This is a genomic window from Isoptericola sp. NPDC056618 (assembly GCF_042792715.1).
Classification (GTDB): domain Bacteria; phylum Actinomycetota; class Actinomycetes; order Actinomycetales; family Cellulomonadaceae; genus Isoptericola; species Isoptericola nanjingensis.
Map to the genome: position 1 here is coordinate 1 of NZ_JBHTVZ010000002.1, position 21,428 is coordinate 21,428.

Consider the following 21,428-nt stretch of genomic DNA (forward strand, 5'->3'; position numbering starts at 1 on the left):
GCCCCCCCGCTCCCCCCGCTGACCACCCCCCACGCCGCGCCCGCCGCCCCGGCCGGGGGGGGGGGGCGTCGTCGTGCCCGCGGGCGGTCAGCCCTTCGGCGTCGCCCGTCGCCGCGTCGTCGCGTCGTCGCACCCGCGGTGAGGAGCAGCAGCGCGAGCAGGCTCAGCGAGAGCAGATCCCCGGGCCCGTGCGGGGCAGGCTCCGAGCACGGCGGCCGGGGTCACCGCGGCGGTGACGTGCCGCAGGGCGTGGTGACGGTCTCGTCGTCCGTATCGGGGCGGGGGAGCCGCCCCGATACCGTCAGCTGACGAACGACCCTGCGCGAATGACGGCGCGAACGTCGGGGGTGGAACGGGCGTCTCAGGCGCTCGTCACCGTGAGGGCGACGTTGTGGCCGCCGAAGCCGAACGAGTTGTTGAGCGCGACGATGTCGCCGTCGGGCAGCTTTTCCGGGGTGGCCCGCACCAGCGGCACCTGGAGCTCGGGGTCCGGGTTGGCCACGTTGATCGTGGGCGGGGCGAGGCGCTCGTGCACCGCCTTGACGGTGAAGAGCGTCTCGAGCGCGCCGGCGCCGCCCAGCAGGTGGCCCGTCATGGACTTGGTGGCCGAGAGCCGCACGTGGTCGGCCTCGCCGCCCATGAGGGTGCGGATCGACGCGGTCTCCGTGAGGTCGCCGACCTTGGTCGACGTGGCGTGCGCGTTGACGTGCACGACGTCGCGGGCGGTGACGCCGGCGTCCTCGAGCGAACGGCGCATCGCGGAGACCTGCCCGGTGCCCTCGGGGTCCGGGGAGGTGATGTGGAAGGCGTCGGCGGAGAGCCCGACGCCGGCGATCTTCGCGTAGACGCGGGCCCCGCGGGCGGCCGCGTGCTCGGCGCTCTCCAGCACCACGATCGCGGCGCCCTCGCCGATGACGAAGCCGTCCCGGTCGACGTCGTACGGGCGGGAGGCGCCCTGCGGGTCGTCGTTGCGCAGCGACAGCGTGCGGGACGCGGCGAAGGCCGCGATCGGCATCGGGTGGATCGTCGCCTCGGTGCCGCCGCACACGACGACGTCGGCGCGGCCGGCGCGGATCATGTCGACGCCGTAGCCGATCGCCTCGGCGCCCGACGCGCAGGCTGACACGAGGGCGTGGGCCCCGGCCTTCGCGCCGAACTCGAGCGACACGTAGGCCGCGGGGGAGTTGGGCATGAGCATCGGGACGGTCATCGGGAGCATGCGGCGGGCGCCGCGCTCCTGGAGCGTGTCCCAGCCGTCGAGCGTGGTCCAGATGCCGCCGATGCCGGACGAGACCACGGCGCCGAGCCGCTCGCCGTCGACCTCGGGGGCGCCGGCGTCCTGCCAGGCCTCGCGCGCGGCGACCATCGCGTACTGCGTGGACGGGTCCATGCGCTTGGTCTCGGGCCGGGACAGCACCTGGTCGGGGGTGACCTTGATGGTGGCGGCGAAGGTGACGGGGATCCCGTACTTCTCCGCCCAGTCGTTGTCGAGGGTGCGCGCGCCCGACTCTCCCGCGAGGGCGGCAGCCCAGGTGCTGGGGGCGTCGCCACCGAGCGGGGTGGTGGCGCCGAGGCCGGTGACGACGACGTCGCGCGAGGCGGGTGCGGCAGTCATGGGTGGGTCACTCCTGAGGTGAGAGCGGGTACGGGTGGTTCAGGTTGCCGGGCGGGCCGGGGTTCACCGGCCCGCCCGCGCGGCGGGGCGAGCGCCCCGCGGCGTCACGCGGCCTGCGCACCCTCGATGTACGAGACGGCGTCGCCGACCGTGGTGAGGTTCTTGACCTCGTCGTCGGGGATGCGGACGCCGAACTTGTCCTCGGCGTGGGTCACGATCGTCATCATCGACAGCGAGTCGATGTCGAGGTCGTCCGTGAACGACTTCTCCGACACGACCGCGTCCGTGGGCAGACCGGTCTCCTCGGCGACGATCTCGGCGAGGCCCTCGAGGATCTCCTGGGAGGTGTAAGCCATGGGGTGCGTCTCTCCTTGAAACGGGGTACCGGCCGTCCGGCACCGTGGGGTGTTGCGGTGCGATTGTCCCGCACCACGGGGGTCGGTCACGACCCCGGGCAGCCGATCGCGCGACCGTCGCGCGTCCGAGTGCCAGGGTCGCACCAGAGGCTAGGGCAGCACCACGACCTGGGCCGCGTAGACGAGGCCGGCGCCGAAGCCGATCTGCAGGGCCAGGTCGCCGGAGCGGGCCTGCCCCTCGGCGAGCAGCCGTTCCGTGGCGAGCGGGATCGAGGCGGCGGACGTGTTGCCGGTGTCGGCGATGTCACGCGCGACGACGACGCCGTCCGGCAGCCGGAGCTGCTTGACGAGCTGGTCGATGATGCGCATGTTCGCCTGGTGCGGCACGAAGACCTGGACGTCCTCGGGCTCGACGCCCGCTTCCGCCAGCGCCTTCGCCGCGATCGGGGCCATCTGGAAGCTGGCCCACTTGAAGACGGTCGGGCCGTCCTGGCGCAGCGTGGGCCAGCCGGCCGTCGGCTCCGCCCGCAGGTCCGACCAGCCGCGCGTCTGCGAGATGGCCTGAGACTTCGCGCCGTCCGAGCCCCACACCGTCGGGCCGATGCCGGGGGTGTCCGACGGCCCGACGACGGCCGCGCCCGCGCCGTCGCCCAGCAGGAACGAGATGGAGCGGTCGGTCGGGTCGACGAAGTCGGACATCTTCTCGGCGCCGATCACCAGCACGTGCCGGGCGGCGCCCGACCGCACGAGGGCGTCCGCCTGGCCGATCCCGTAGGCGTACCCGGCGCAGGCGGCCGAGACGTCGTAGGCGGCGGCCGGGGTGGCGCCGAGGCGCTCCGCCAGGACGGCGGCGCCCGCCGGCGTCTGGTGGAAGTACGTCACCGTGGACAGGATCACCACGTCGACGTCGGCGCCGGTGAGGCCGGCGGCGTCGAGCGCCTTGCGGGCGGCCGCCTCGGCCAGGTCGAGCACGTCGACGTCCGGGGCGGCGTACCGCCGCGTGACGATGCCGGTGCGCTGGCGGATCCACTCGTCGGAGGAGTCGATCGGGCCGGCGACGTCGTCGTTCGTCACGACGCGCTCGCCCCGCTCGCCGGCGACAGCCAGGATCCGCGAGAAGCGGACCGGCTCGGCCTGGCGGAGCGCGCGGCGCGCGCCGCTGGTCCCGTCGGTCACGCGGACGCCTCCGCGCCGCCCACGACCGAGTGGCGCGCGATGAGGTCGCGCGCCGCCTCGACGTCGTCGGGGGACTTCACGGCGACGGACTCGACGCCCTTGAGCGCGCGCTTGGCCAGGCCCGTGAGGACGCCGCCCGGGGCGAGCTCGAGGATGCCGGTGACGCCGCGCTCCGCGAGAGTCGCCTGGCACAGGTCCCAGCGCACCGGGGCGGTGACCTGCGCGGCGAGGCGCGCGAGGACGTCCGTGGCGGTGCCGTGCCCGTGGGAGCCGGCCGCCAGGGTGTCGTAGGTGGCCCCGTCGGCGTCCGACAGCAGCGGGAGGCGCGGGTCCGTGGCGAGCCAGCCGGTCGCGACCTGCTCGAAGGCGACGCGGGCCGACTCCATGAACGGGGTGTGGAACGCGCCCGCGACCTGCAGCGGGATGACGCGTGCGCGGGTCGGCGGGTCGGCGGCCAGCGCGGTGAGGCGCTCCGGGTCGCCGGCGGCCACGACCTGGCCGCCGCCGTTGACGTTCGCGGGGAACAGGCCGGCCGCCTCGATCGCGGCCAGGACCTCTTCGGGGTCGCCGCCGACGACGGCGCTCATGCCGGACGGCGCGGCCGCGGCGGCCTCCGCCATCGCGCGGGCGCGGTGCGAGACCAGGCCGACGGCGCCGGCGTCGTCGAGCGCGCCCGCGACGGCCGCGGCGCTGAGCTCGCCGACCGAGTGGCCCGCGGTGACGTCCACGACCTCGGTCGTAGGACGTCCGTCGAGGATGGCGCGCAGGGCGAGGAGCGACGACGAGACGATCAGCGGCTGGGCCACGGCGGTGTCGCGGATCGTGTCCGCGTCCGACGTCGTCCCGTGCTGGGCGAGGTCGGTCCCGGCCGCGGCCGAGAAGGAGTCGAGCAGGTCGGCGGTGCCGGGCAGCTCCAGCCAGGGGCTGAGCATCCCGGGGGTCTGAGAGCCCTGTCCAGGGCAGACGACGGCGAGCACGTGCCCACGGTGTCACCTCGCGCGGGGGGTGCGTCGTCGCGACGCGCACGAACCTCGTGGAAAGCGATTGTGGGAATCCTCCAAGAGGTGGGACGCGCTCAGACGCCGCCCGGGTCCCCCTCGAGCTGGCCGAGGGCGAGGGCGATCTGGAGGACGAACGACTCGCGGGCGTCGAGCGGGTCCCAGCCGGTGATCTCGGAGACCTTCCGCAGCCGGTAGCGGACCGTGTTCGGGTGCACGTACAGGCGCCGTGCGGCGGCCTCGAGCGACCGGCCCGTGCCCAGGTACGCGGACAGGGTCTCGAGCACCGAGCCCGACGCCTCCTGCAGCGGGCGGTAGGCCTGGGCGACCAGGGTGCGACGTGCGGAGACGTCGCCGGTCAGCACGCGCTCCGGCAGGATCTCGTCGGCGAGGACCGGGCGCGGCGCCTGCGGCCACGCGGGTGCCGCGGCCAGCCCGGCGAGGGCGGCGGCCGCGGACGCCGCCGCGTCGGAGACGTCGGGCACGACGCCGCCGATCACCACGGGCCCGGGACCGAAGCGGTCCAGGAGGGACGTGGCGGCGGCGACCAGGTCGCCCTCGCCGCCCAGCACGAGCACCAGCCGGTCGCCGTGGATCCCGACCAGGGCGTCGCCGGCCGCGCGGCGGGCGAGCCGCCGGAGCTCGGCCGTGCGGACGTCGTCGAGCCGCGTCGTCGCCTCGCCCACCATCACGAGCGCCTGGCCGCGGCCGCTCCACCCGAGCGCCGACACGCGCGAGCGGAGCGAGCCGTCGCCGTCGCCGCGCACCAGCGCGTCCACGACCAGGGCCTCGAGGCGGGCGTCCCAGGCGCCGCGGACCTCGGCGGCACGGGCGTACACCTCCGCGGCCGAGAAGGCGATCTCGCGGGAGTACCGCAGCACCGCCTCGCGCAGCTCCCGCTCGTACCCGGGGGCGGCGATCTCGTCCGAGTGCTGCTCCACGACGTCGACCATGAGGCGGACGAGCTGCAGCGTGTGCTGCAGCGAGATGGAACGCGTGAGCTCGGGCGGCGCGGCGGCGAACATCTCGCCCACGCCGTGCGGGGTGGGAGTGGGCTCGGCGAACCAGCTCACGAAGGCGTTGATGCCCGACTGCGCGACCAGGGCCACGTACGACCGGTCCTCCGCCGGGAGCTGCCGGTACCAGTGCACCTCCTCGAGGCGGCGCATCGCGGTCGACGTGAGCAGCCCCATGCCCTCGCGCACGCGCTGCACGTTCTCGCCCCGGGAGACGGGTGCGCCGTCCGTGCCGTCCTCGGGGACGGCGGTCCCGTCGCTCGTGGAGGTCGGCGTGCCGGTGCTCGTCATGGGTCGAGGATACGGGCGTCGTTGTGGGGAGTGCACAAACGTCCGGGCGTCCGGAGCGGCCCCCGGCTTCGACGGGGGTCATTGGATAGTGTCGGTCCCATGGCCCTCATGCCCCGGCTCCGGCAGCTGCTGCGCCGGCCGTTCTCCGCCTCGACGGTGGCGGCGCGCCGGCCGTCGCCCGCGCAGGAGCACGGGGACACGGTGCCCGAGGACGCGCTGCGGGCCATCCTCACCGACGACCCGAACGACGCGCCCGCCTTCCGTGCGCTCGCGGAGATCGTGCGGCGGCGCGCGGCCGAGTCGCCGAACCCCGAGGACCCGCTCACGGCGCCGGCCGACGAGGCCGCCCAGCAGCGCGCCGCCGACCTCGCCGTGTGGTCGCTCGCGGAGGAGCTCGCCGGCCATCCGCGGGGGTGGCGGCCGCTGCTCGAGCTCGGCCGGCTGTCCGTCGCCGACGACCCGGAGGGTGCGGCCCGCCGCCTCGCCACCGCGGCCGAGCGCGACCCGGGCGGCGAGGCGCTGGCCGAGGGCCTGGCGATCCTGCGGGACGCCGGCATGCCGACCGAGGCGCTCGGTCTCGGCATCGGGCACTGGCGGGCCCGCGAGCACACCCCCGAGGTGGGGCGGCAGCTCGTGCTGGCCGCCCTCGAGGCGGGCCGCGTCGCGGAGGCGCGCCAGCACCTGGAGTCGCTCGCCCTGCACCCCGGCACCGAAGAGCTGCGGGCGGAGCTGGCCCGCGTCGTCGCCGCCCGCGACCAGGCCTCGCCGAGATAGGGCCCCCGCGCGAGGCCCGACCGCCGCCGGACGCGCAGAGGCCCCGAGCCGGACGGCTCGGGGCCTCTGCGCTACCTCGGCGGGCGGGTCAGCTGTCGCCGCCCGCGACGCCGGACGTGCCGGCGTTGACGTCGAGCAGGCGGTACTTCTCCACCGCCTTGGCGACGACGTCGGCCGGGACCTCGCCGCGACGGGCGAGCTGCTGCAGCGTCTTCACGACCATCGACGGGCCGTCGATGAGGAAGAAGCGGCGCGCGGCCGCGCGGGTGTCGGAGAAGCCGAAGCCGTCCGCGCCGAGCACCGCGTAGTCGCCCGGCACCCAGGCGCGGATCTGGTCCGGCACCAGGTGGTCGTAGTCGCTGGTCGCGACGAACGGTCCCTGGGCGCCCGACAGCTTCTGCGTCAGGTACGGGACGCGCGGCTCGGCCGTCGGGTCGACCAGCGCGTCCTTCTCCGCGGCGAGCGCGTCACGACGCAGCTCGTTCCAGCTGGTCACGGACCAGACGTCGGCCGACACGCCCCAGTCCTCCGCGAGGAGCTGCTGCGCCTCGAGCGCCCACGGCACGCCCACGCCGGAGGCGAGGAGCTGCGCCTTGGGGCCCTCGACGTCGGACGTCGCGATCCGGTGGATGCCGCGGAGGATGCCGTCGACGTCCACCTCCTCCGGCTCGGCCGGCTGGATCATCGGCTCGTTGTACACCGTGAGGTAGTACATGACGTTCTGGTCGCGGCCGTCGGACCCGTCGCCGTACATGCGCTCGATGCCGTCGCGCATGATGTGGCGGATCTCGTAGCCGTACGCCGGGTCGTACTGGACCATCGCCGTGTTGGTGCCGGCGATGAGCGGCGAGTGGCCGTCGGCGTGCTGCAGGCCCTCACCCGTGAGGGTGGTGCGGCCGGCGGTGGCGCCGATGATGAAGCCGCGGGCGAGCTGGTCGCCGGCCGCCCAGAACTGGTCGCCGGTCCGCTGGAAGCCGAACATCGAGTAGAAGATGTAGACCGGCACCATGGCCTCGCCGTGCGTCGCGTACGACGTGCCGACGGACTGGAAGGCGGCGGCGGAGCCGGCCTCGTTGATGCCCGTGTGCATGATCTGCCCGGACTCGGACTCCTTGTAGCTCAGCATGAGCTCGCGGTCCACGGCGAGGTAGTTCTGCCCCTGCGTATTGAAGATCTTGGCGCTGGGGAAGATCGCGTCCAGACCGAACGTGCGGGCCTCGTCGGGGATGATCGGCACGACGCGCTTGCCGAACTCCTTGTCCTTGATGAGGTCCTTGAGCAGGCGCACGAAGGCCATCGTGCTGGCGACGTGCTGCGTGCCCGAGCCCTTCTTGAGGATCTCGTAGGCCTTCGGCTCCGGCAGCGTCAGCGGCTTCGGCGTCGAGCGGCGCTCGGGCAGGAAGCCGCCCAGGTGCCGGCGTCGCTCCAGCATGTACTGGATCGCCTCGTCGTCCATGCCCGGGTGGTAGTACGGGGGCAGGTACGGGTCGGCGTCGATCTGCTCGTCCGTCAGCGGGATGTGCAGGTTGTCGCGCAGCGCCTTGAGGTCGGAGTTCTTGACCTTCTTCATCTGGTGCGTGGCGTTCCGGCCGGCGAAGCTCGAGCCGAGGGCGTAGCCCTTGACCGTCTGCGCGAGGATGACCGTCGGCTGGCCCGTGTGGGCGCGGGCCGCGGAGTACGCCGCGTAGATCTTGCGGTAGTCGTGACCGCCGCGCTTCATGTTCCAGATGTCGTCGTCGGTCATGTTCTCGACGAGCGCCTTGGTCCGCGGGTCGCGGCCGAAGAAGTGCTCGCGGATGAACGCGCCGGACTCCGCGCGGTACGTCTGGTAGTCGCCGTCGGGCGTGGCGTTCATGAGGTTGACCAGGGCGCGGTCCTTGTCCGCGTTGAGCAGGGCGTCCCACTCGCGGCCCCAGACGACCTTGATGACGTTCCAGCCGGCGCCCTTGAACTGGGCCTCCAGCTCCTGCATGATCTTGCCGTTTCCGCGGACCGGCCCGTCGAGGCGCTGCAGGTTGCAGTTCACGACGAAGGTCAGGTTGTCGAGCTGCTGGTGCGCCGCCTGCTGCAGCATGCCGCGCGACTCGGGCTCGTCCATCTCGCCGTCGCCCAGGAACGCCCAGACGTCCTGCTGGCTCGTGTCCTTGATGCCGCGGTTGTGCAGGTACTTGTTGGTCCAGGCCTGGTAGATCGCCGAGGCCGGGCCGAGGCCCATCGAGACGGTCGGGAACTCCCAGAAGTCCGGCAGCATGCGCGGGTGCGGGTACGAGGGGAGGCCGCCGCCGGCGTGCGACTTCTCCTGGCGGAAGCCGTCGAGCGTCTCGGCCGACATGCGGCCCTCGAGGAAGCTGCGGGCGTACTGGCCGGGGGAGGAGTGCCCCTGGAAGTACACCTGGTCGCCGCCGCCCGGGTGGTCCTTGCCGCGGAAGAAGTGGTTCAGACCCACCTCGTACAGCGTCGCGACCGATGCGTAGGAGGAGATGTGGCCGCCCACGGAGATCTCGGGGCGCTGGGCGCGCGTCACCATGACGGCCGCGTTCCAGCGGATCCAGGAGCGGTAGCGACGCTCCATCGCCTCGTCGCCCGGGAAGTACGGCTCGTCGTGCACGGCGATCGTGTTGACGTAGGGCGTCGCCACGGTCGCGGGGATGTGCACGTTGCGCTCCCGCGCGCGACGCAGCAGGTTGAGCATGACGTAGCGCGCCCGCGGGCCGCCCTTGTCGTCGATCAGACCGTCGAACGACTCGACCCACTCGCCGGTCTCGGCGGGGTCGATGTCCGGGACGGCGCTGAGCAGGCCGTTGATCAACGGTCCGGTCTCGTCGTACGAAGCCACCAGCAACCTCTCTCATCTTCGGACGGTGTGCGGCACATGGTCGCCGCCCCGGTCCGTGTCAGGCATCCCGTCGTGGGTCACCGCGTCGCGTGGTCGCGGCGGTGCGGCCCCCGAACGGGTGGTCATCACTCATTGTGTCCCCAGACGGGCCGGGGGAACACCATCGAGCGGTCAAGGATCCGTGATCTACGTCATGCCGCGGGCCGGCGATGTTGCCGAGGTCACTGTGCAGCCCCGCTCCGAGCAAACCACGGGCGGACGGGGGTTGCCGGGCGGACGTGCTTCCGGTGGACTACGTTGGCGCACACACAGACGTGCGCCCCGCGCGCGTCCGTACGCGTCGGTGATGGTCAGACGGAGAGGAACGAAGGTCCAAAGTGGGTAAGCAGGCGGAATCCCCGGCAGCTCGATTCGGGTTCACGCCCGGGCAAGTCGTGCAGGAGTTCGGGTGGGGAGACGACGTCGACGACGCGCTGCGGGCCGAGGTCGAGGCCGCGGTCGGCAGCGAGCTGGTCGACGAGGACTACGACGACGTCACCGACGGTGTCATCGCGTGGTGGCGCGACGACGACGGCGACCTCACGGACATGCTCGTCGACGTCCTGACGGTGCTCGACGACGGCGGCCTCATCTGGCTGCTGACGCCGAAGCCGGGCCGCGACGGCCACGTCGGCCACGACGAGATCCAGGAGGCGGCGACCACCGCCGGCCTGCACGCCACGAGCACGTTCGCCGTCGCGCCCGACTGGTCGGCCACGAAGCTGGCCAACCGCGGCCGCGGACGCTGACCCGGTGACGGGCGCGACCCCCGAGGTGCGGTGGCGCGCGGGCGACCCCGCGCCCGACTTCACGCTGCCCGACACGCACGGCACGCCCGTGCATCTCGCCGACCTGCGCGGCGAGCCGGTCCTGCTGGTGTTCTTCCCGTTCGCGTTCTCGGGCATCTGCACCGGCGAGCTGTGCGAGCTGCGCGACAACATCGAGGACTTCGAGGCGGCCGGGGTGCGCCTGCTGGCCGTCTCCACCGACCCGGTCTTCACGCTCAAGGCCTGGCACGAGCAGGAAGGCTTCGGCTTTGACCTGCTCAGCGACTTCTGGCCCCACGGCGCCGTCGCCGACGCCTACGGCGTCTTCGACCCCACGAGCGGCCACGCGCTGCGCGGCACCTTCCTCGTCGACGCCGACGGGATCGTGCGGTGGTCGGTCGTCAACCCGCGCGGTCAGCGGCGCGACCTCGAGGCATACCGCGAGGCGCTCGCCGAGATCTGACTCGGAGCACGGGCGCGCAGGTGTCCGGCGGGACGCCCCTCGCCGGGTATTCTTTGCTGGCTGTCCAGGGCCTGTAGCTCAGCTGGTCAGAGCGCCACGCTTACACCGTGGATGTCGGGGGTTCGAGTCCCTCCGGGCCCACCACCCCCTCATTTCTTGCGCTGACCTGCAGCTTTGCTCCCACCGTCCGTGGACACGGATGGACACCAGAGCCCCCGAATGGCCGTTCATTCCCCCGCCACACCCCCGCGGGGGAATGGCGGAGCGCCCCCACCTTCCTCGCGGGAGGGGGTGGCAACGGTGGCCGGTAAGCGTTCCTTCGGCGAGCTCGAGGCTCGTCGGAGCAAGACCACCCACAAGGTCATCAGCTGGCGCGCGCGGTACATCGGCCCGGACGGTGCCCGGCACTCGCGGGTCTTCGGCGACCGGATGGCCGCCGAGTCCTGGCTCGTCGACGAACGCCGGCTCATCGACCGCGACGAGTGGCTCCCGCCCGACCGGCGCGACGCCGCCGTCGAGCGACTCACGCTGAGCGAGTGGGCCACCGAGTACATCGAGGGCCGCACGCTGGCGCCCGGGACGCTGCGGGACTATTCGCGGATCCTGCGGGTGCACATCGACCCCACGATCGGTACCAAGTACCTGGACGAGGTCACCGTGGCCGAGGTCGCGGCCTGGCACGCGCGGTTGAAGAAAGACCTTCGGGCGCGAGCCCGGAAGGCGAACCGGGCGACCGACGGCTCGGGAGAGGCCGCACAGACCTACAAGTTCCTGTCGGCCGTGTTCAAGGCGGCTATCGCCCGCGGGCTCATCGACGCCTCGCCCGCACGCGTTGTCGCCGGCGGCCGGCACCAGCGACAGCGGCAGCCGGTGCTGCTCAGCGCGGCAGAGGTCCAGGCGCTCGCCCAAGCCCTGCCCGAGCATCTGCGGGCCCTGGCCGACCTGTTGAGCTGGACGGGGCTGCGGATCGGCGAGGCCCGCGCGCTGCGGCGTCGGGACGTGGACCTGCGCGACTCGGCGTCGGCGTCCGTCAGTGTGGCGCAGAACGTCTCGCAGGGCGGCAAGGGCATCAACGCCGTCGTCGGACGGGTGAAGACGGACGCGGGCTACCGGACGGTGGCAATCCCGGAGGAGCTGGCGCTCGTCCTGCAGGCCCACATCGAGCGGTTCGCCCAGCCGGGGCGCGACGGGCTGCTGTTCCCGGGGCGTTCCGGGGGAGTCTTGCCCGAGGGCACCTGGCGGTACGCGTGGATCCGCGCGCGCGAGAAGGCGGGGCTACCGGATGTGCGCACGCACGACCTGCGGCATACCAGTCTGACCATGGCGGCCCGGGCCGGTGCGACTACCGCCGAGCTGATGCACCGCGCCGGGCACTCCGAGGCCCGGGTGGCGATGATCTACCAGCACGCCGCCGCCGACCGGGACCGCATGATCGCCGAGCGTATGGCGGCCATGGCTCGCGAGGACGAGCTGGCCGCGCGTCGTGCGCGCGGTGCGGCGTCGGGGTGATGAGTCTCGGCGCCGAGAGCCCTGCCGTGCTGTCGTAGCCGGGGTCCACCCCTGGCGACGTGTGCACACCTGAGTCGTGACGGCGGCGCGAGCGCGTCGCCCGGGGAGGAGCGGAACCATGCGATCGACAGGCATCCAGAAGCGGACGCGGAGCCACGGGAAGCTCGTCGCCCTCGCCGACGCGGCAGAGGAGTTCAGCGTCTCGGTGAAGACGATCCGCCGTCGCATCGCCGACGGCACCGTCACCGGCTACCGCGTCGGCAGGCTCATCCGCGTCGACCTCGACGAACTGCGCGAACGACTCGCCGTGACCATCCCGGCCACGAGGGGGCGACTCGGGGCGTGACAGCGGGCCGTGAACGTCCGCGTCTCTCGACGCTGATCGGGTCTTCGCGGACACGGAGCGCGCGTTCGGGACGCGAAAACAGTGAACATGCAGGTCCCACGGTGGTGTGGAGTCCGCACCACCGTGGGATCCCCCCAAATGCGCGGGCCCGGCGACTCCGCGGCGCCGGTCGTGCTGGCGAGAGGTCCCGAGCCGGTGCAGAAGTGCGCGGCCGACGGCGGTGGTGGTGAATCACCACCACCTTGGCGTTCCTCGAGACGAGCGGGACCCCACGGTCGCGACGACTCATCACCACCGTCCCTGCCGGTGCAGGGTCCCCGAACCGGCAGGCAGGCGAGGACCCGACGGGTGCCTGGGTCCGCTCGAGCGCCGCAGAGGTTCGTTCCATGCCGTGGATCGTCCCTCGAGTGCGTTACCGAAAACCTACGGGGTAGCGACCCCGTACGCACCCCGTACGCACCCCGTACGCACCCTTCGTCGAAGTATCGGCGCAGGTCATCATACGTACGGGGAGAAGTCACTGCGAATCTCGAACCGTCGGCTCCACTGATTCCGGGGGGGCAGATCCCCAGGTGGCAGATGCGCGTCGCGTCGCTGGAGATTCCGAAGCATTGCGGGTCGCGTACGGCGCAAGTGAGCTCCGGCTACCCAGTTTGCGCCTGGGCTCGCACCTGAGCCCGGCCGCTTCGAAATGCGGCGGGCGTGGTGCCCAACGTCCGCCGGAAGTGGCGGGTGAGGTGTGCCTGGTCATGGAATCCGGACGCGCTGGCGGCCTCGGCGGGCGTGAGGCCGTCGAGGAGATGACGTCGGGCGCGATCCACCCGCAGGCCGACGACGTAGCGGTGCGGGGCGATCCCGTACGCGCGGGAGAACGTCCGGACGAGGTGGCTGGGGTGCGCGCCCAGGATTCGCGCGGCGTCCTCGATCGTGAACGACTCCAGGACGCGGTCGTCGAGCAACTCGCGCAGTCGGCGGGCGAGCGGCACGTCCCCGGTCGTGCTCGTCGGGGATCCGAGGTGCGCGCTGACGGACTCGCGCAGCGCGAGGATCTCGACCTCGGCGTCCAGGCTGTCGGCCGGGGAGCGCAGCGCGGCGTGGGCGCGGTTCAGCGTGGCCAGCGCGGCCGGGTCGCGCAGCGTGGGTGCGGCGACAGCGGCGTCCCGCGCCCACCGAGGGAGCCAGTCGTCCTCGAGGTAGAGGACTCGTTTGCGGTACGTCAGCCCGCTGGCGGAGCGCCCGTCGTGGGGGACGCCGGGTGGCAACAGGGTGATCGACGCCGGTGCCGCGTCGTGAGGTGCTCGATCGAGCTGGTACGCGACGGACCCGTCGTCGACGAGGAGCACGGTCCAGGCGTCGTGGGTGTGCACGGGGTAGGCGTGGTGCTCGAACGTCGCGTGCAGCACCTCGCGCACCTGGGGCACCGACGGGTGCCACGCCCGCACCGATTCACCCATGCAAGGAACGTACAAGACGTCTGGTTGCCTCACGGCAAAGACTGAGGTCATGACCATGCACGACACGGCCACCGCCGTGGTTCCCGACGCCGTCCGGTTCGACACCAAGGTCGTGGTCGTCCTGCGCGACGACCTGCTGCCCTGGCAGGAGCTGAACGCGACCGCCTTCCTCATGAGCGGCATCGCCACCAGCGAGCCTGGCCTGGTCGGCGAGCCCTACCGGGACAGCGAAGGCAACGCCTACCTGCCGATGCTGCGCCAGCCCGTCGTCGTCCTGACGGGGGACGGCGGCGTCCTCGCCGCAGCCCGGGAACGTGCCCTCGGGCGCGGTATCCCGATGGCGGCGTATACCCGCGAGCTGTTTTCGACCGGTCATGACGGGGCGAACCGGGCGGCCTTTGCGTCCGCCGACGCGGCGCGTCTGGACCTGGTCGGCCTGGCGGTGCGCGGTCCGCGCAACGCCGTCGACCGCGTCGTCAAGGGCGCTCGTCGACACCACTGACACCGCGACGGGAACCACGAGGAGACGACCCATGACCAGCCCTGACCGCCGACAGGTCCGAGACCTCGTCTACCAGACGCTCGCGGCCGAGGGACGAGCCCCGTCGGTCGCCGAGCTCGCCCGCCGGACAGGCACGACCCCGGCCGACGTTCACCACGCCCTGCACGACCTCGCAGACGCCCATGCGCTCGTCTTGAGCGATGACGGTGACGCCGTGCGCATGGCGCACCCGTTCTCCGCCGCACCGATGGCGTTCGTCGTCACACCCCAGGACGGACGTGACGACCGACGATGGTGGGGCGGGTGCGCCTGGGACGCCTTCGGCATCAGCGCTGCACTGCGCCTCGACGTCCGGATCGACACCGCCTGCCCTCACTGCGCGACGCAGCTCAGCTACCGCGCCGGTCCGGGGACGCCACCGCCCGGCGACCTCGCCGTCCGCTTCCCCCGTCCCGCGGACCGGTGGTGGGACGACGTCGTGGCGACCTGCACCATGATCCGCACCTTCTGCTCGCGCGACCACGCCGAGCTGTGGACCGCTGAGCACGCGTCCGGCGAGGGCTACATCGCCGCAGCGACCACCGTCTGGGAACTGGCCACGCCCTGGTACGGCGACCGCCTCGACCCGCAGTTCGAACCCCACGACCGCGAGAAAAACCAGCAGCTCCTCGACGGAGTCGGGCTCACCGGCCCCTTCTGGCACCTGCCCTGACAGTCGCTCGACCCAGGAATCCGACATTGCGTGCGGTTCCGGACCTAGCATCCGCTCGGGCTACCAGATTCAGCACGATGAGGGAGACGGTCGCTGCGAGGACCTCTCCTGCGGCCAGGGCTGTCCAGGTGCCGGTCGGGCCTCGCCCTCCCAGGGTCAGAACGAGGGGGATCTTGATCGCGAGCAGGGTGCCGATCGAGATGAGGTACGAGGGCCTGGCCTGGCCGAGGGCCTGGAAGTAGGCGGAGACGAGCGGGGTGACTCCGGCGACGGCGAGGCCGATGGCGATGATGCGCATGGCGTCGGTCGCTGCGGCGACGACGCCCGGTTCGTCGACGAAGAGTCGGACGAGCGGCTCGGCCGCCAGGGCGACGAGGCCCGCGGCGGCGACGCCGTAGAGGAGGGTGGCGCGCAGCGCAAGCCTGCGTGCGCGGTTGACGCGGTCGGTGAGCCGAGCCCCGGCGTTGTATCCGACGATCGGTTGCAGGCCCTGGCTGATGCCGGTCTGGGGCATGGTGACGAATGTCTGGATGCGGGCGCAGATGGCGTAGGCCGCGAGGGCGACGGCGCCGCCGGCCGCCGCACCGGCCGTGGCGGCGTCGTCCCGGGAGAGGGAGAGGTTGACCAGCACGGTCAGGAGGGTGGTGCCGGCGCCGGCGAGGAAGGATGGCGCACCGATGCTGAGGACGGCGCCGATGGTCGGTCCGTGGGGTCGTAGGCCTGTCCACCCGATCCGATAGGGGCGACGTCGCTGGATGAAGAAGAACCAGATGCTCATCGCGGCGGAGACGGCCTGTCCACCGACGGTGCCGAGCGCTGCGCCTCGTACGCCCATGTCGAACCCGAAGATCAGCAGCGGGTCGAGGGTGATCTGCACCAGCACGGGCACGAGCCACAGCATCGTGGAGTACAGCATCCGGCCCTCTGCGCGGACGAGGGCGGAGAAGCCGGTGGAGACGATGGCGCCGGCCAGGATGATCACGGCGTAGTCGCGGGCGTACCCCAGCGTGGCGCCAGTGGCGCCGAGGGCCGTGAGGAGCGGCCCGAGGAACGTCAGGCCGGCCACGGTGGTCAGGATGGCGGCAGCCCAGAACACGACGAAGGCGTTCCCGGCGGCGCGGGCGGCCCGTGCGGGGTCGCCCGCGCCGAGGCTGCGCGAGACGAGGGACGCGCCGCCGACGCCGACCGTGGTCGACACCGCGCCCAGGCCGAGCAGGATCGGCGCGACGAGGTTGACGGCGGCCATGGCCGTCGGGCCCACGCCGCGCGCGACGAACCAGGCGTTGGTCAGGGCGTAGATCCCGTACACGCCGACCGAGAGGGTGGTCTGCGAGCAGGTGTGCCACAGCAGCCGCCCGATCGGGCGGCTGCCCAGCAGGTCCGGCGAGGGCGCGGGTCGTGACACGGGACTACTTCACGCGGCCGAGCAGGCCCATGGCGATGTCGAGCTGGTCGCAGGCCCACCGGTACTGCTCGGGGGTCTGCCCGCGGTAGGTGGTCTCCACGAGCATGGTGACGCCCAGCCACAGCGTGTAGAGGTGGCGGCGCAGGCGCTGGGAGCCGGTGAGCTCGTCCAGCCCGAAGCCGCGCATGAAGGGCGTGGGGTCGGGGAAGACGGTGAGGTCCAGCCCGGTGAGGCCGGCCTCCATGAGCGGGTCGCCGAACATCGCGCGCTCGTGGTCGATGACGGCCACGATCCGCCCGTCACGGATCATCGAGTTCTTCGCCCACAGGTCCACCTCGATGAACCGGGGCTCGGTGACGTCGTCGAGCACGTCGGCGTGCGCGTCCCAGGCCTCGCGCACGGCGTCGTACTTCCACCCGAGGTCGACAGCCGCCTTCTCGCCGTCGGTCAGGACGTCCTCGAACCACGCGGACGCGGCCTCGCGCCAGGTCGCGAACCCCTCGCCCTCGAGCGGGCCGAAGTGCGGCCCGACGATCTCGGTCAGGCGCCGGTTGACCGCGCCCAGGTCTTCGAACCCGTTCTCGACCTCCTCAGGCGAGAACTCGCCGGCCTCGGCCGCGATGCCGAAGCAGGGCGCGTCGACGTACTCCATGAAGAAGTAGTCCGCGTCGATCAGCTCGCCCGTCAGGTCGACGAAGTCGAGGCGCGGGATCGGGACGTCCGACTCTCGCCGCACGAGCTCCATCGCGGCGAGCTCGTTGCGCATCATCCCGTGCTCGCGCGCCATGAGCGCGACGTCCGCCGGGGGCGCGATCTTGAGCACCACCTGCGCCCCGTCGCGCAACCGGATGCGGTACAGGGCGTTGAAGAACCCGTACGACAGCTCAGTCGCGAAGTCGTCCCCGTCCGGCACCTGCTGCGGGCCGTAGGCGCGCTCGATCATCGCCCGCAGGGTCGCCGTCGACTGCCGGTTCTTGGTGATGCTCTCCACGCAGCTCACTCCTTGATGTGGGGACTGTGCCCAGGTCCGTCCGGTGTGGGACCGCTCCCACCCGTGCTGCGTACCGATGTACGCAACTCGATGAGAGTAGTGCGCCGCCGTCGGATTTTCTACCACCCGGTAGGCAATCGTCCGTTCGGTGCGTACGATCGTACATATGACCCGTGCAGACCTCGGCCCCACGCCGGCCGACCGACGCGCCCGCGCAGCCGTGGCGGCGCTGTTCCTGACGAACGGCGCCCTGTTCGCCAATCTCATCCCGCGCTACCCCGAGATCAAGGCCGACCTGCAGATCAGCAATGCCACCTATGGGCTGGCTGTCGCCGCGTTCCCGGCCGGCGCGATCGCGGCCGGCCTGGCTGCCGGCGTGCTCATCCGTCGCTTCGGTTCCGCACGCGTCGCGGTAGCGGGCACCGTGCTGACGAGCATCGGGGTGCTGACAGCCGGTCTTGCACCCTCCCTCGTCCTCCTCGTTCTCGCGTTGTTCGCCGGGGGCGCGATGGACGCGATCACGGACGTGGCCCAGAACGCTCATGGCCTGCGGGTCCAGCGGCGATACGGCCGGTCGATCCTCAACTCGTTCCACGCGGTCTGGTCCGTCGGTGCGGTGCTGGGCGGCTCGATGGCCGCTGCGGCGATCGCCCTCGACATGCCCAGGGGTATGCACCTGGGCATCTCGGCCGCGCTGTTCTCCGTGGTCGCTCTCGTGGCCCTGCGCTACTGCCTGCCGGGCCTGGACGGCGCCGACGACGAGGCCGGGGCGGTGTCCCAGGGGGTGGTCAGCACCGTCGGTCGTGGCCGGACGGCATTCGTGCTCGCCGCGCTGGTCCTGGTGGCCGTGGCCGGCACCCTCGTGGAGGACGCAGGGAACTCCTGGGCCGCTGTGTACCTGTCGGGGAACCTCGGCGCAGTGGCCGCGATCGCGGCGACGGGCTACATCGCCTTGACCGGGGCGCAGTTCATCGGCCGCCTCCTGGGCGATCGATTCGTCGACCGGTTCGGCCAGCGCGCCGTCGCGCGCGCCGGAGGAGCGCTCGTGGCCGGCGGCATGGGGCTCGCCCTCGCGTTCCCCTCGATCCCGGGAACCATCGCAGGATTTGCCTGCGCTGGTTTCGGGGTAGCCACCCTCGTACCCGCCGCCATGGACGCGGCAGATCGACTTCCTGGCCTGCGGGCCGGAACCGGCCTGACCGCGGTGTCGTGGCTGATGCGCCTCGGCTTCCTCCTCTCGCCACCCGTCGTCGGCCTCGTCGCCGACGCCAGCAGCCTGCGCGCCGGCCTGCTCGTCGTACCGATCGCGGGGCTTGTCGTCGTCCTCGTCGCAGGGGTGCTTTCCGGACGCCCCGCGGCAGTGCGCACGCCCCAGCCGGAGAGCGCGATCATGAACGCATGACCTACGCGCCAGCGCTCCGTGCGCCCTCACCCAGGCGTCGTCGACACGACCCGGACCGCCGTGACCGCATCATCGATGCGTGCCTCGAGGTCATCGCCGAACGCGGCGTGGCCGGGACCACCCACCGCCGCGTCGCGGTGGCCGCCGACGTGCCGCTCGGCTCGATGACCTATCACTTCAGCGGGATGGACGAGCTGCTCCGTGAGGCGTTCGGGCGCTTCGCGCAACAGGCAGCGGCCGGATTCGAACGACGCATGATCGAGGCGCCCGATCGTGACGCCGCGCTGCGCGCCGTCGTCCAGATCATCGACATCGACGTCTTCGCCACCCAGCGCGACCTCATCATCTCCCACGAGCTCTACACCCTCGCCGCCCGCAACCCTGCGTTCCGCACCCTCACGAACGACTGGATGCGGCGCAGCCGCGAAGCGCTCGGGCGACACTTCGACCCCCGCACCTGCCGCATCCTCGACGCCTTCATCGAAGGCATGACCATCCATCGAGCACTGGAGACCGAGACCGACGACGAGATCGACGTCCTCGACGCCGTCCGCCGACTGACAGGCCAGAACTGAACCGTCAGCCGACCCGCCGCGTCAGCACCGCGCGACGCCGAGCCCGCACGGGCGACGAGCGCCCACGGCATCTCGCTGGGCGGCACAACGCCGGCCCGGTTAGGTCAGGCTGCGGTCGAACTCGTCGTTGGTGAGTGCGGGGGCGGCGAGCGGGCTGGGGAAGTCGCGCCGTGTTCGCAGGCCGTCCAGGAAGAGGCTGACATAGCGCCGCCACAGGTCGGGCGCGACGTCGCGGCTGCGCTCGGTGACCGCGCCGAGCATGAGCTGGATCAGCGGAAAGTCCGACGGCTCGATGTCCGTGCGCAGCTGCCCTGCCTCCTGGGCGCGAACGATGAGCCCCTCGACCGCGGGGGAGAGCCGCTCGCTCGCGATGTCGAAGGCGACGCCGGTGCCATGGCCGCCCTCGAGGAGGATCTGCCGCAGGCCGCGGTTCTCGGCGAAGTCGGCGGTCGCCGCGAGGAAGAACTGCTCGAACGCCTCCCACGGGTCGTCGAGCACGAGGGCCTGTTCCGCGCGCTCGACCACGCGCTGCACCGCGGTGTCCAGGACGGCCGCGACGAGCTCGCTGCGGTTCGCGAACCGCCGGTAGGCCGTGCCCACACCCACGCCCGCGTGCCGGGCCACGTCGTCGAGCGTGACGTCGAGCCCGCGGCTCGCGAACAGGTCGCGGGCGGCGGCGATCAGGCGCTGACGGTTGCGCTCGGCGTCGGCGCGCAGCGGCCTGGCGTCGGGGGCTGATGACGTGCTCATGCATCCATCCTACCAACGAACCGGAGGTCATACCTCCGGATCGTGATACGCTCCGTTGCAGAACCGGAGAACAGGTCTCCGTTTATTGGGAGTGATGGGAAATGACTGCACCGCGAGCACTGGTCGTCGGGATGGGTATCGCTGGACTGGCCACGGCCATGCGGCTGCGAGAAGTCGGCTGGGAACCGGTGCTCGTGGAGCGCGCGCCCGAGCGCCGCCCGGCCGGCTACTTCGTCGGCCTGTTCGAGACCGGCCGCGCGACGGCGCAGCGGATGGGCGTGCTGGACGCCATCGGCAACCGCGCCGATCCGGACGGCAACTCCTACGACGTCGACCGGACCGGCACCCGACGCCGCCCGAGCATGGGGTACGGAGACCTGCCCGGCGAGCCGCGCCTCATCATGCGCGGCGACATCGAGGCCGCCCTCTACCCCCAGATCGCCGCCACCACAGAGATCCGGTACGGCACCACCCCGGTCGCGATCGACGAGCACGACGACGGCGTCGACGTCACGCTCCGCACCACCTCCGGGACCGGACCAGGCTGGGCCACGACCGAGACCACCGAACGGTTCGACCTCGTGGTCGGCGCCGACGGACTGCGCTCGACCGTCCGCCGACTGGCGTTCGGGCCCGACTCCGAGCTGCTGCGCCCGCTCAACCACATCATCGGCGCGACCCTCCTCAAGGAACAGGTGCCCGGATTCCGGCCCACCGACGGGCTGACCCTCGCCGAAGAAGGGCGCTCGGCCTGGGTGTTCCCCTTCGCCGACCACGCACCCGGCGTGCTGTTCTCCTACCGCACCGACGACGAAGACGCCCAGTTCCGCCGGACTCCCATCGAGTCCCTGCGAGCCGCCTACGGCCCTGAACCAGCCGGCCCGATCCTCGAGAACCTCTTCGAGCAGTTCGAAGCCGCCGACGACAGCCTGTTCGACTCCGTCCACCAGGTCGACATGCCCACTTGGCACACCGACCGCGTCGTCCTCGTCGGCGACTCCGCCTGGTGCCTCACCCTCTACTCCGGCATGGGCGCCTCCCTGGGCCTCGCCGGCGCCGACCTGCTCGGCACCACGCTCGCCCGGAACCCCGGCAATATCACCCGTGCCCTGCGCGAGTGGGAGCAGCGCCTGCGCCCCTTCGTCGACATCCAGCAGCGCTCCGGCCGCACCGACGGACTGTCCATGTTCGTGCCGCAGACCCGACGCGACCTCGCCACCCGCAACGTCATGTCCAAGGTCACCAGCAACAAGCTCACCAACCGACTCATGCGGGCCGCGATCGCCACCAAGTTCAAGGAGAAGTCCCTCGACATCGCCGCACCGTGACTCGACCGCCGAATCGCCTACCAGCGTGCCAGCGTGCCCAGAACCTGCTTCGAACGCCCAGGTGTGCGGTCGTCGCCGGCAAGTCCACCGACCGTGCGGAGCTCGGGGCCGAGCCTGAGCTGG

General features: G+C 72.1%; 20 protein-coding genes and 1 tRNA gene. 11 read left to right on the forward strand and 10 right to left on the reverse strand.

What is annotated here, in order from left to right; genetic code table 11:
• Window positions 1-361 precede the first annotated feature (361 nt).
• The 5 genes from ACFQ8T_RS03050 to ACFQ8T_RS03070 all read right to left on the reverse strand — a co-directional run bounded on the left by ACFQ8T_RS03050 (window position 362) and on the right by ACFQ8T_RS03070 (window position 5,452).
• Window positions 362-1,615: a beta-ketoacyl-[acyl-carrier-protein] synthase family protein gene (locus ACFQ8T_RS03050; protein WP_430545092.1), complete on the reverse strand. Its 1,254-nt coding sequence runs from the start codon at window positions 1,613-1,615 to the stop codon at window positions 362-364.
• Window positions 1,616-1,719: 104 nt separating this feature from the next.
• Window positions 1,720-1,971 (reverse strand): acyl carrier protein, encoded by a 252-nt coding sequence (locus ACFQ8T_RS03055; RefSeq protein WP_079574895.1) that lies wholly within the window; start codon window positions 1,969-1,971, stop codon window positions 1,720-1,722.
• Between the two features lie 150 nt (window positions 1,972-2,121).
• Window positions 2,122-3,147, reverse strand: coding sequence for a beta-ketoacyl-ACP synthase III (locus ACFQ8T_RS03060; protein ID WP_430545093.1), 1,026 nt, complete (start codon window positions 3,145-3,147; stop codon window positions 2,122-2,124).
• Entirely contained in the window at window positions 3,144-4,124 is a 981-nt protein-coding gene (locus tag ACFQ8T_RS03065) for an ACP S-malonyltransferase (protein ID WP_430545094.1), read from the reverse strand. The genes ACFQ8T_RS03060 and ACFQ8T_RS03065 overlap by 4 nt, the downstream gene beginning before the upstream one ends.
• A 98-nt stretch (window positions 4,125-4,222) precedes the next feature.
• Window positions 4,223-5,452, reverse strand: coding sequence for a PucR family transcriptional regulator (locus tag ACFQ8T_RS03070; RefSeq protein WP_430545095.1), 1,230 nt, complete (start codon window positions 5,450-5,452; stop codon window positions 4,223-4,225).
• A 99-nt stretch (window positions 5,453-5,551) separates the two neighbouring features.
• On the opposite strand from ACFQ8T_RS03070, the gene ACFQ8T_RS03075 reads away from it, so the two are divergent.
• Complete coding sequence (locus ACFQ8T_RS03075) at window positions 5,552-6,226, forward strand: hypothetical protein (RefSeq protein WP_430545096.1); 675 nt, start codon at window positions 5,552-5,554, stop codon at window positions 6,224-6,226.
• An 88-nt stretch (window positions 6,227-6,314) separates the two neighbouring features.
• Here the strand turns inward: ACFQ8T_RS03075 and aceE are convergent, their stop codons facing one another.
• A complete protein-coding gene (aceE, locus tag ACFQ8T_RS03080) occupies window positions 6,315-9,062 on the reverse strand; it encodes a pyruvate dehydrogenase (acetyl-transferring), homodimeric type (protein ID WP_430545097.1) in 2,748 nt (915 codons plus the stop codon).
• 377 nt (window positions 9,063-9,439) lie between these two features.
• Here aceE and ACFQ8T_RS03085 point away from each other — a divergent pair, with 377 nt between their 5' ends.
• From ACFQ8T_RS03085 to ACFQ8T_RS03105, 5 genes are all read left to right on the forward strand, one after another.
• Complete coding sequence (locus ACFQ8T_RS03085) at window positions 9,440-9,850, forward strand: DUF3052 domain-containing protein (protein WP_430545098.1); 411 nt, start codon at window positions 9,440-9,442, stop codon at window positions 9,848-9,850.
• 4 nt (window positions 9,851-9,854) lie between these two features.
• Window positions 9,855-10,331, forward strand: coding sequence for a peroxiredoxin (locus tag ACFQ8T_RS03090; protein WP_430545099.1), 477 nt, complete (start codon window positions 9,855-9,857; stop codon window positions 10,329-10,331).
• Window positions 10,332-10,398: 67 nt separating this feature from the next.
• A tRNA-Val gene (locus ACFQ8T_RS03095) sits at window positions 10,399-10,475 on the forward strand.
• A gap of 147 nt (window positions 10,476-10,622) precedes the next feature.
• Window positions 10,623-11,840 carry a tyrosine-type recombinase/integrase gene (locus ACFQ8T_RS03100; RefSeq protein WP_430545100.1) on the forward strand — a complete coding sequence of 406 codons (1,218 nt, stop codon included), beginning with the start codon at window positions 10,623-10,625 and terminating at the stop codon, window positions 11,838-11,840.
• Between the two features lie 118 nt (window positions 11,841-11,958).
• Entirely contained in the window at window positions 11,959-12,186 is a 228-nt protein-coding gene (locus tag ACFQ8T_RS03105) for a helix-turn-helix domain-containing protein (protein WP_380323339.1), read from the forward strand.
• Window positions 12,187-12,830: 644 nt separating this feature from the next.
• On the opposite strand, the gene ACFQ8T_RS03110 is transcribed toward ACFQ8T_RS03105, so the two are convergent.
• Entirely contained in the window at window positions 12,831-13,640 is an 810-nt protein-coding gene (locus tag ACFQ8T_RS03110; RefSeq protein WP_430545101.1) for an AraC family transcriptional regulator, read from the reverse strand.
• Between ACFQ8T_RS03110 and ACFQ8T_RS03115 the strand changes: the two genes are divergently transcribed.
• Both ACFQ8T_RS03115 and merB read left to right on the forward strand, forming a co-directional pair.
• A complete protein-coding gene (locus ACFQ8T_RS03115; protein WP_430545102.1) occupies window positions 13,639-14,142 on the forward strand; it encodes a DUF2000 family protein in 504 nt (167 codons plus the stop codon). The two genes, ACFQ8T_RS03110 and ACFQ8T_RS03115, sit on opposite strands and share 2 nt — an antisense overlap.
• A gap of 31 nt (window positions 14,143-14,173) precedes the next feature.
• Window positions 14,174-14,854 (forward strand): organomercurial lyase, encoded by a 681-nt coding sequence (gene merB, locus ACFQ8T_RS03120; RefSeq protein WP_430545103.1) that lies wholly within the window; start codon window positions 14,174-14,176, stop codon window positions 14,852-14,854.
• On the opposite strand, the gene ACFQ8T_RS03125 is transcribed toward merB, so the two are convergent.
• The gene (locus ACFQ8T_RS03125) at window positions 14,826-16,259 is read right to left on the reverse strand and encodes an MATE family efflux transporter (protein ID WP_430545104.1); all 1,434 of its coding nucleotides are present in this window, start codon (window positions 16,257-16,259) and stop codon (window positions 14,826-14,828) included. The genes merB and ACFQ8T_RS03125 overlap by 29 nt on opposite strands.
• A 4-nt stretch (window positions 16,260-16,263) precedes the next feature.
• Window positions 16,264-17,250, reverse strand: coding sequence for a phosphotransferase family protein (locus ACFQ8T_RS03130; RefSeq protein WP_430545105.1), 987 nt, complete (start codon window positions 17,248-17,250; stop codon window positions 16,264-16,266).
• 166 nt (window positions 17,251-17,416) lie between these two features.
• Here ACFQ8T_RS03130 and ACFQ8T_RS03135 point away from each other — a divergent pair, with 166 nt between their 5' ends.
• Together ACFQ8T_RS03135 and ACFQ8T_RS03140 are read left to right on the forward strand one after the other, a co-directional pair.
• Window positions 17,417-18,652 (forward strand): MFS transporter, encoded by a 1,236-nt coding sequence (locus tag ACFQ8T_RS03135; RefSeq protein ID WP_430545106.1) that lies wholly within the window; start codon window positions 17,417-17,419, stop codon window positions 18,650-18,652.
• On the forward strand, window positions 18,649-19,227 hold the full coding sequence (locus ACFQ8T_RS03140) for a TetR/AcrR family transcriptional regulator (protein WP_430545107.1): 579 nt from the start codon (window positions 18,649-18,651) through the stop codon (window positions 19,225-19,227). The genes ACFQ8T_RS03135 and ACFQ8T_RS03140 overlap by 4 nt, the downstream gene beginning before the upstream one ends.
• 99 nt (window positions 19,228-19,326) lie before the next feature.
• On the opposite strand, the gene ACFQ8T_RS03145 is transcribed toward ACFQ8T_RS03140, so the two are convergent.
• Window positions 19,327-19,977, reverse strand: coding sequence for a TetR/AcrR family transcriptional regulator (locus tag ACFQ8T_RS03145; RefSeq protein WP_430545108.1), 651 nt, complete (start codon window positions 19,975-19,977; stop codon window positions 19,327-19,329).
• A 101-nt stretch (window positions 19,978-20,078) separates the two neighbouring features.
• On the opposite strand from ACFQ8T_RS03145, the gene ACFQ8T_RS03150 reads away from it, so the two are divergent.
• A complete protein-coding gene (locus ACFQ8T_RS03150) occupies window positions 20,079-21,305 on the forward strand; it encodes an FAD-dependent monooxygenase (protein WP_430545109.1) in 1,227 nt (408 codons plus the stop codon).
• Window positions 21,306-21,428 lie beyond the last annotated feature (123 nt).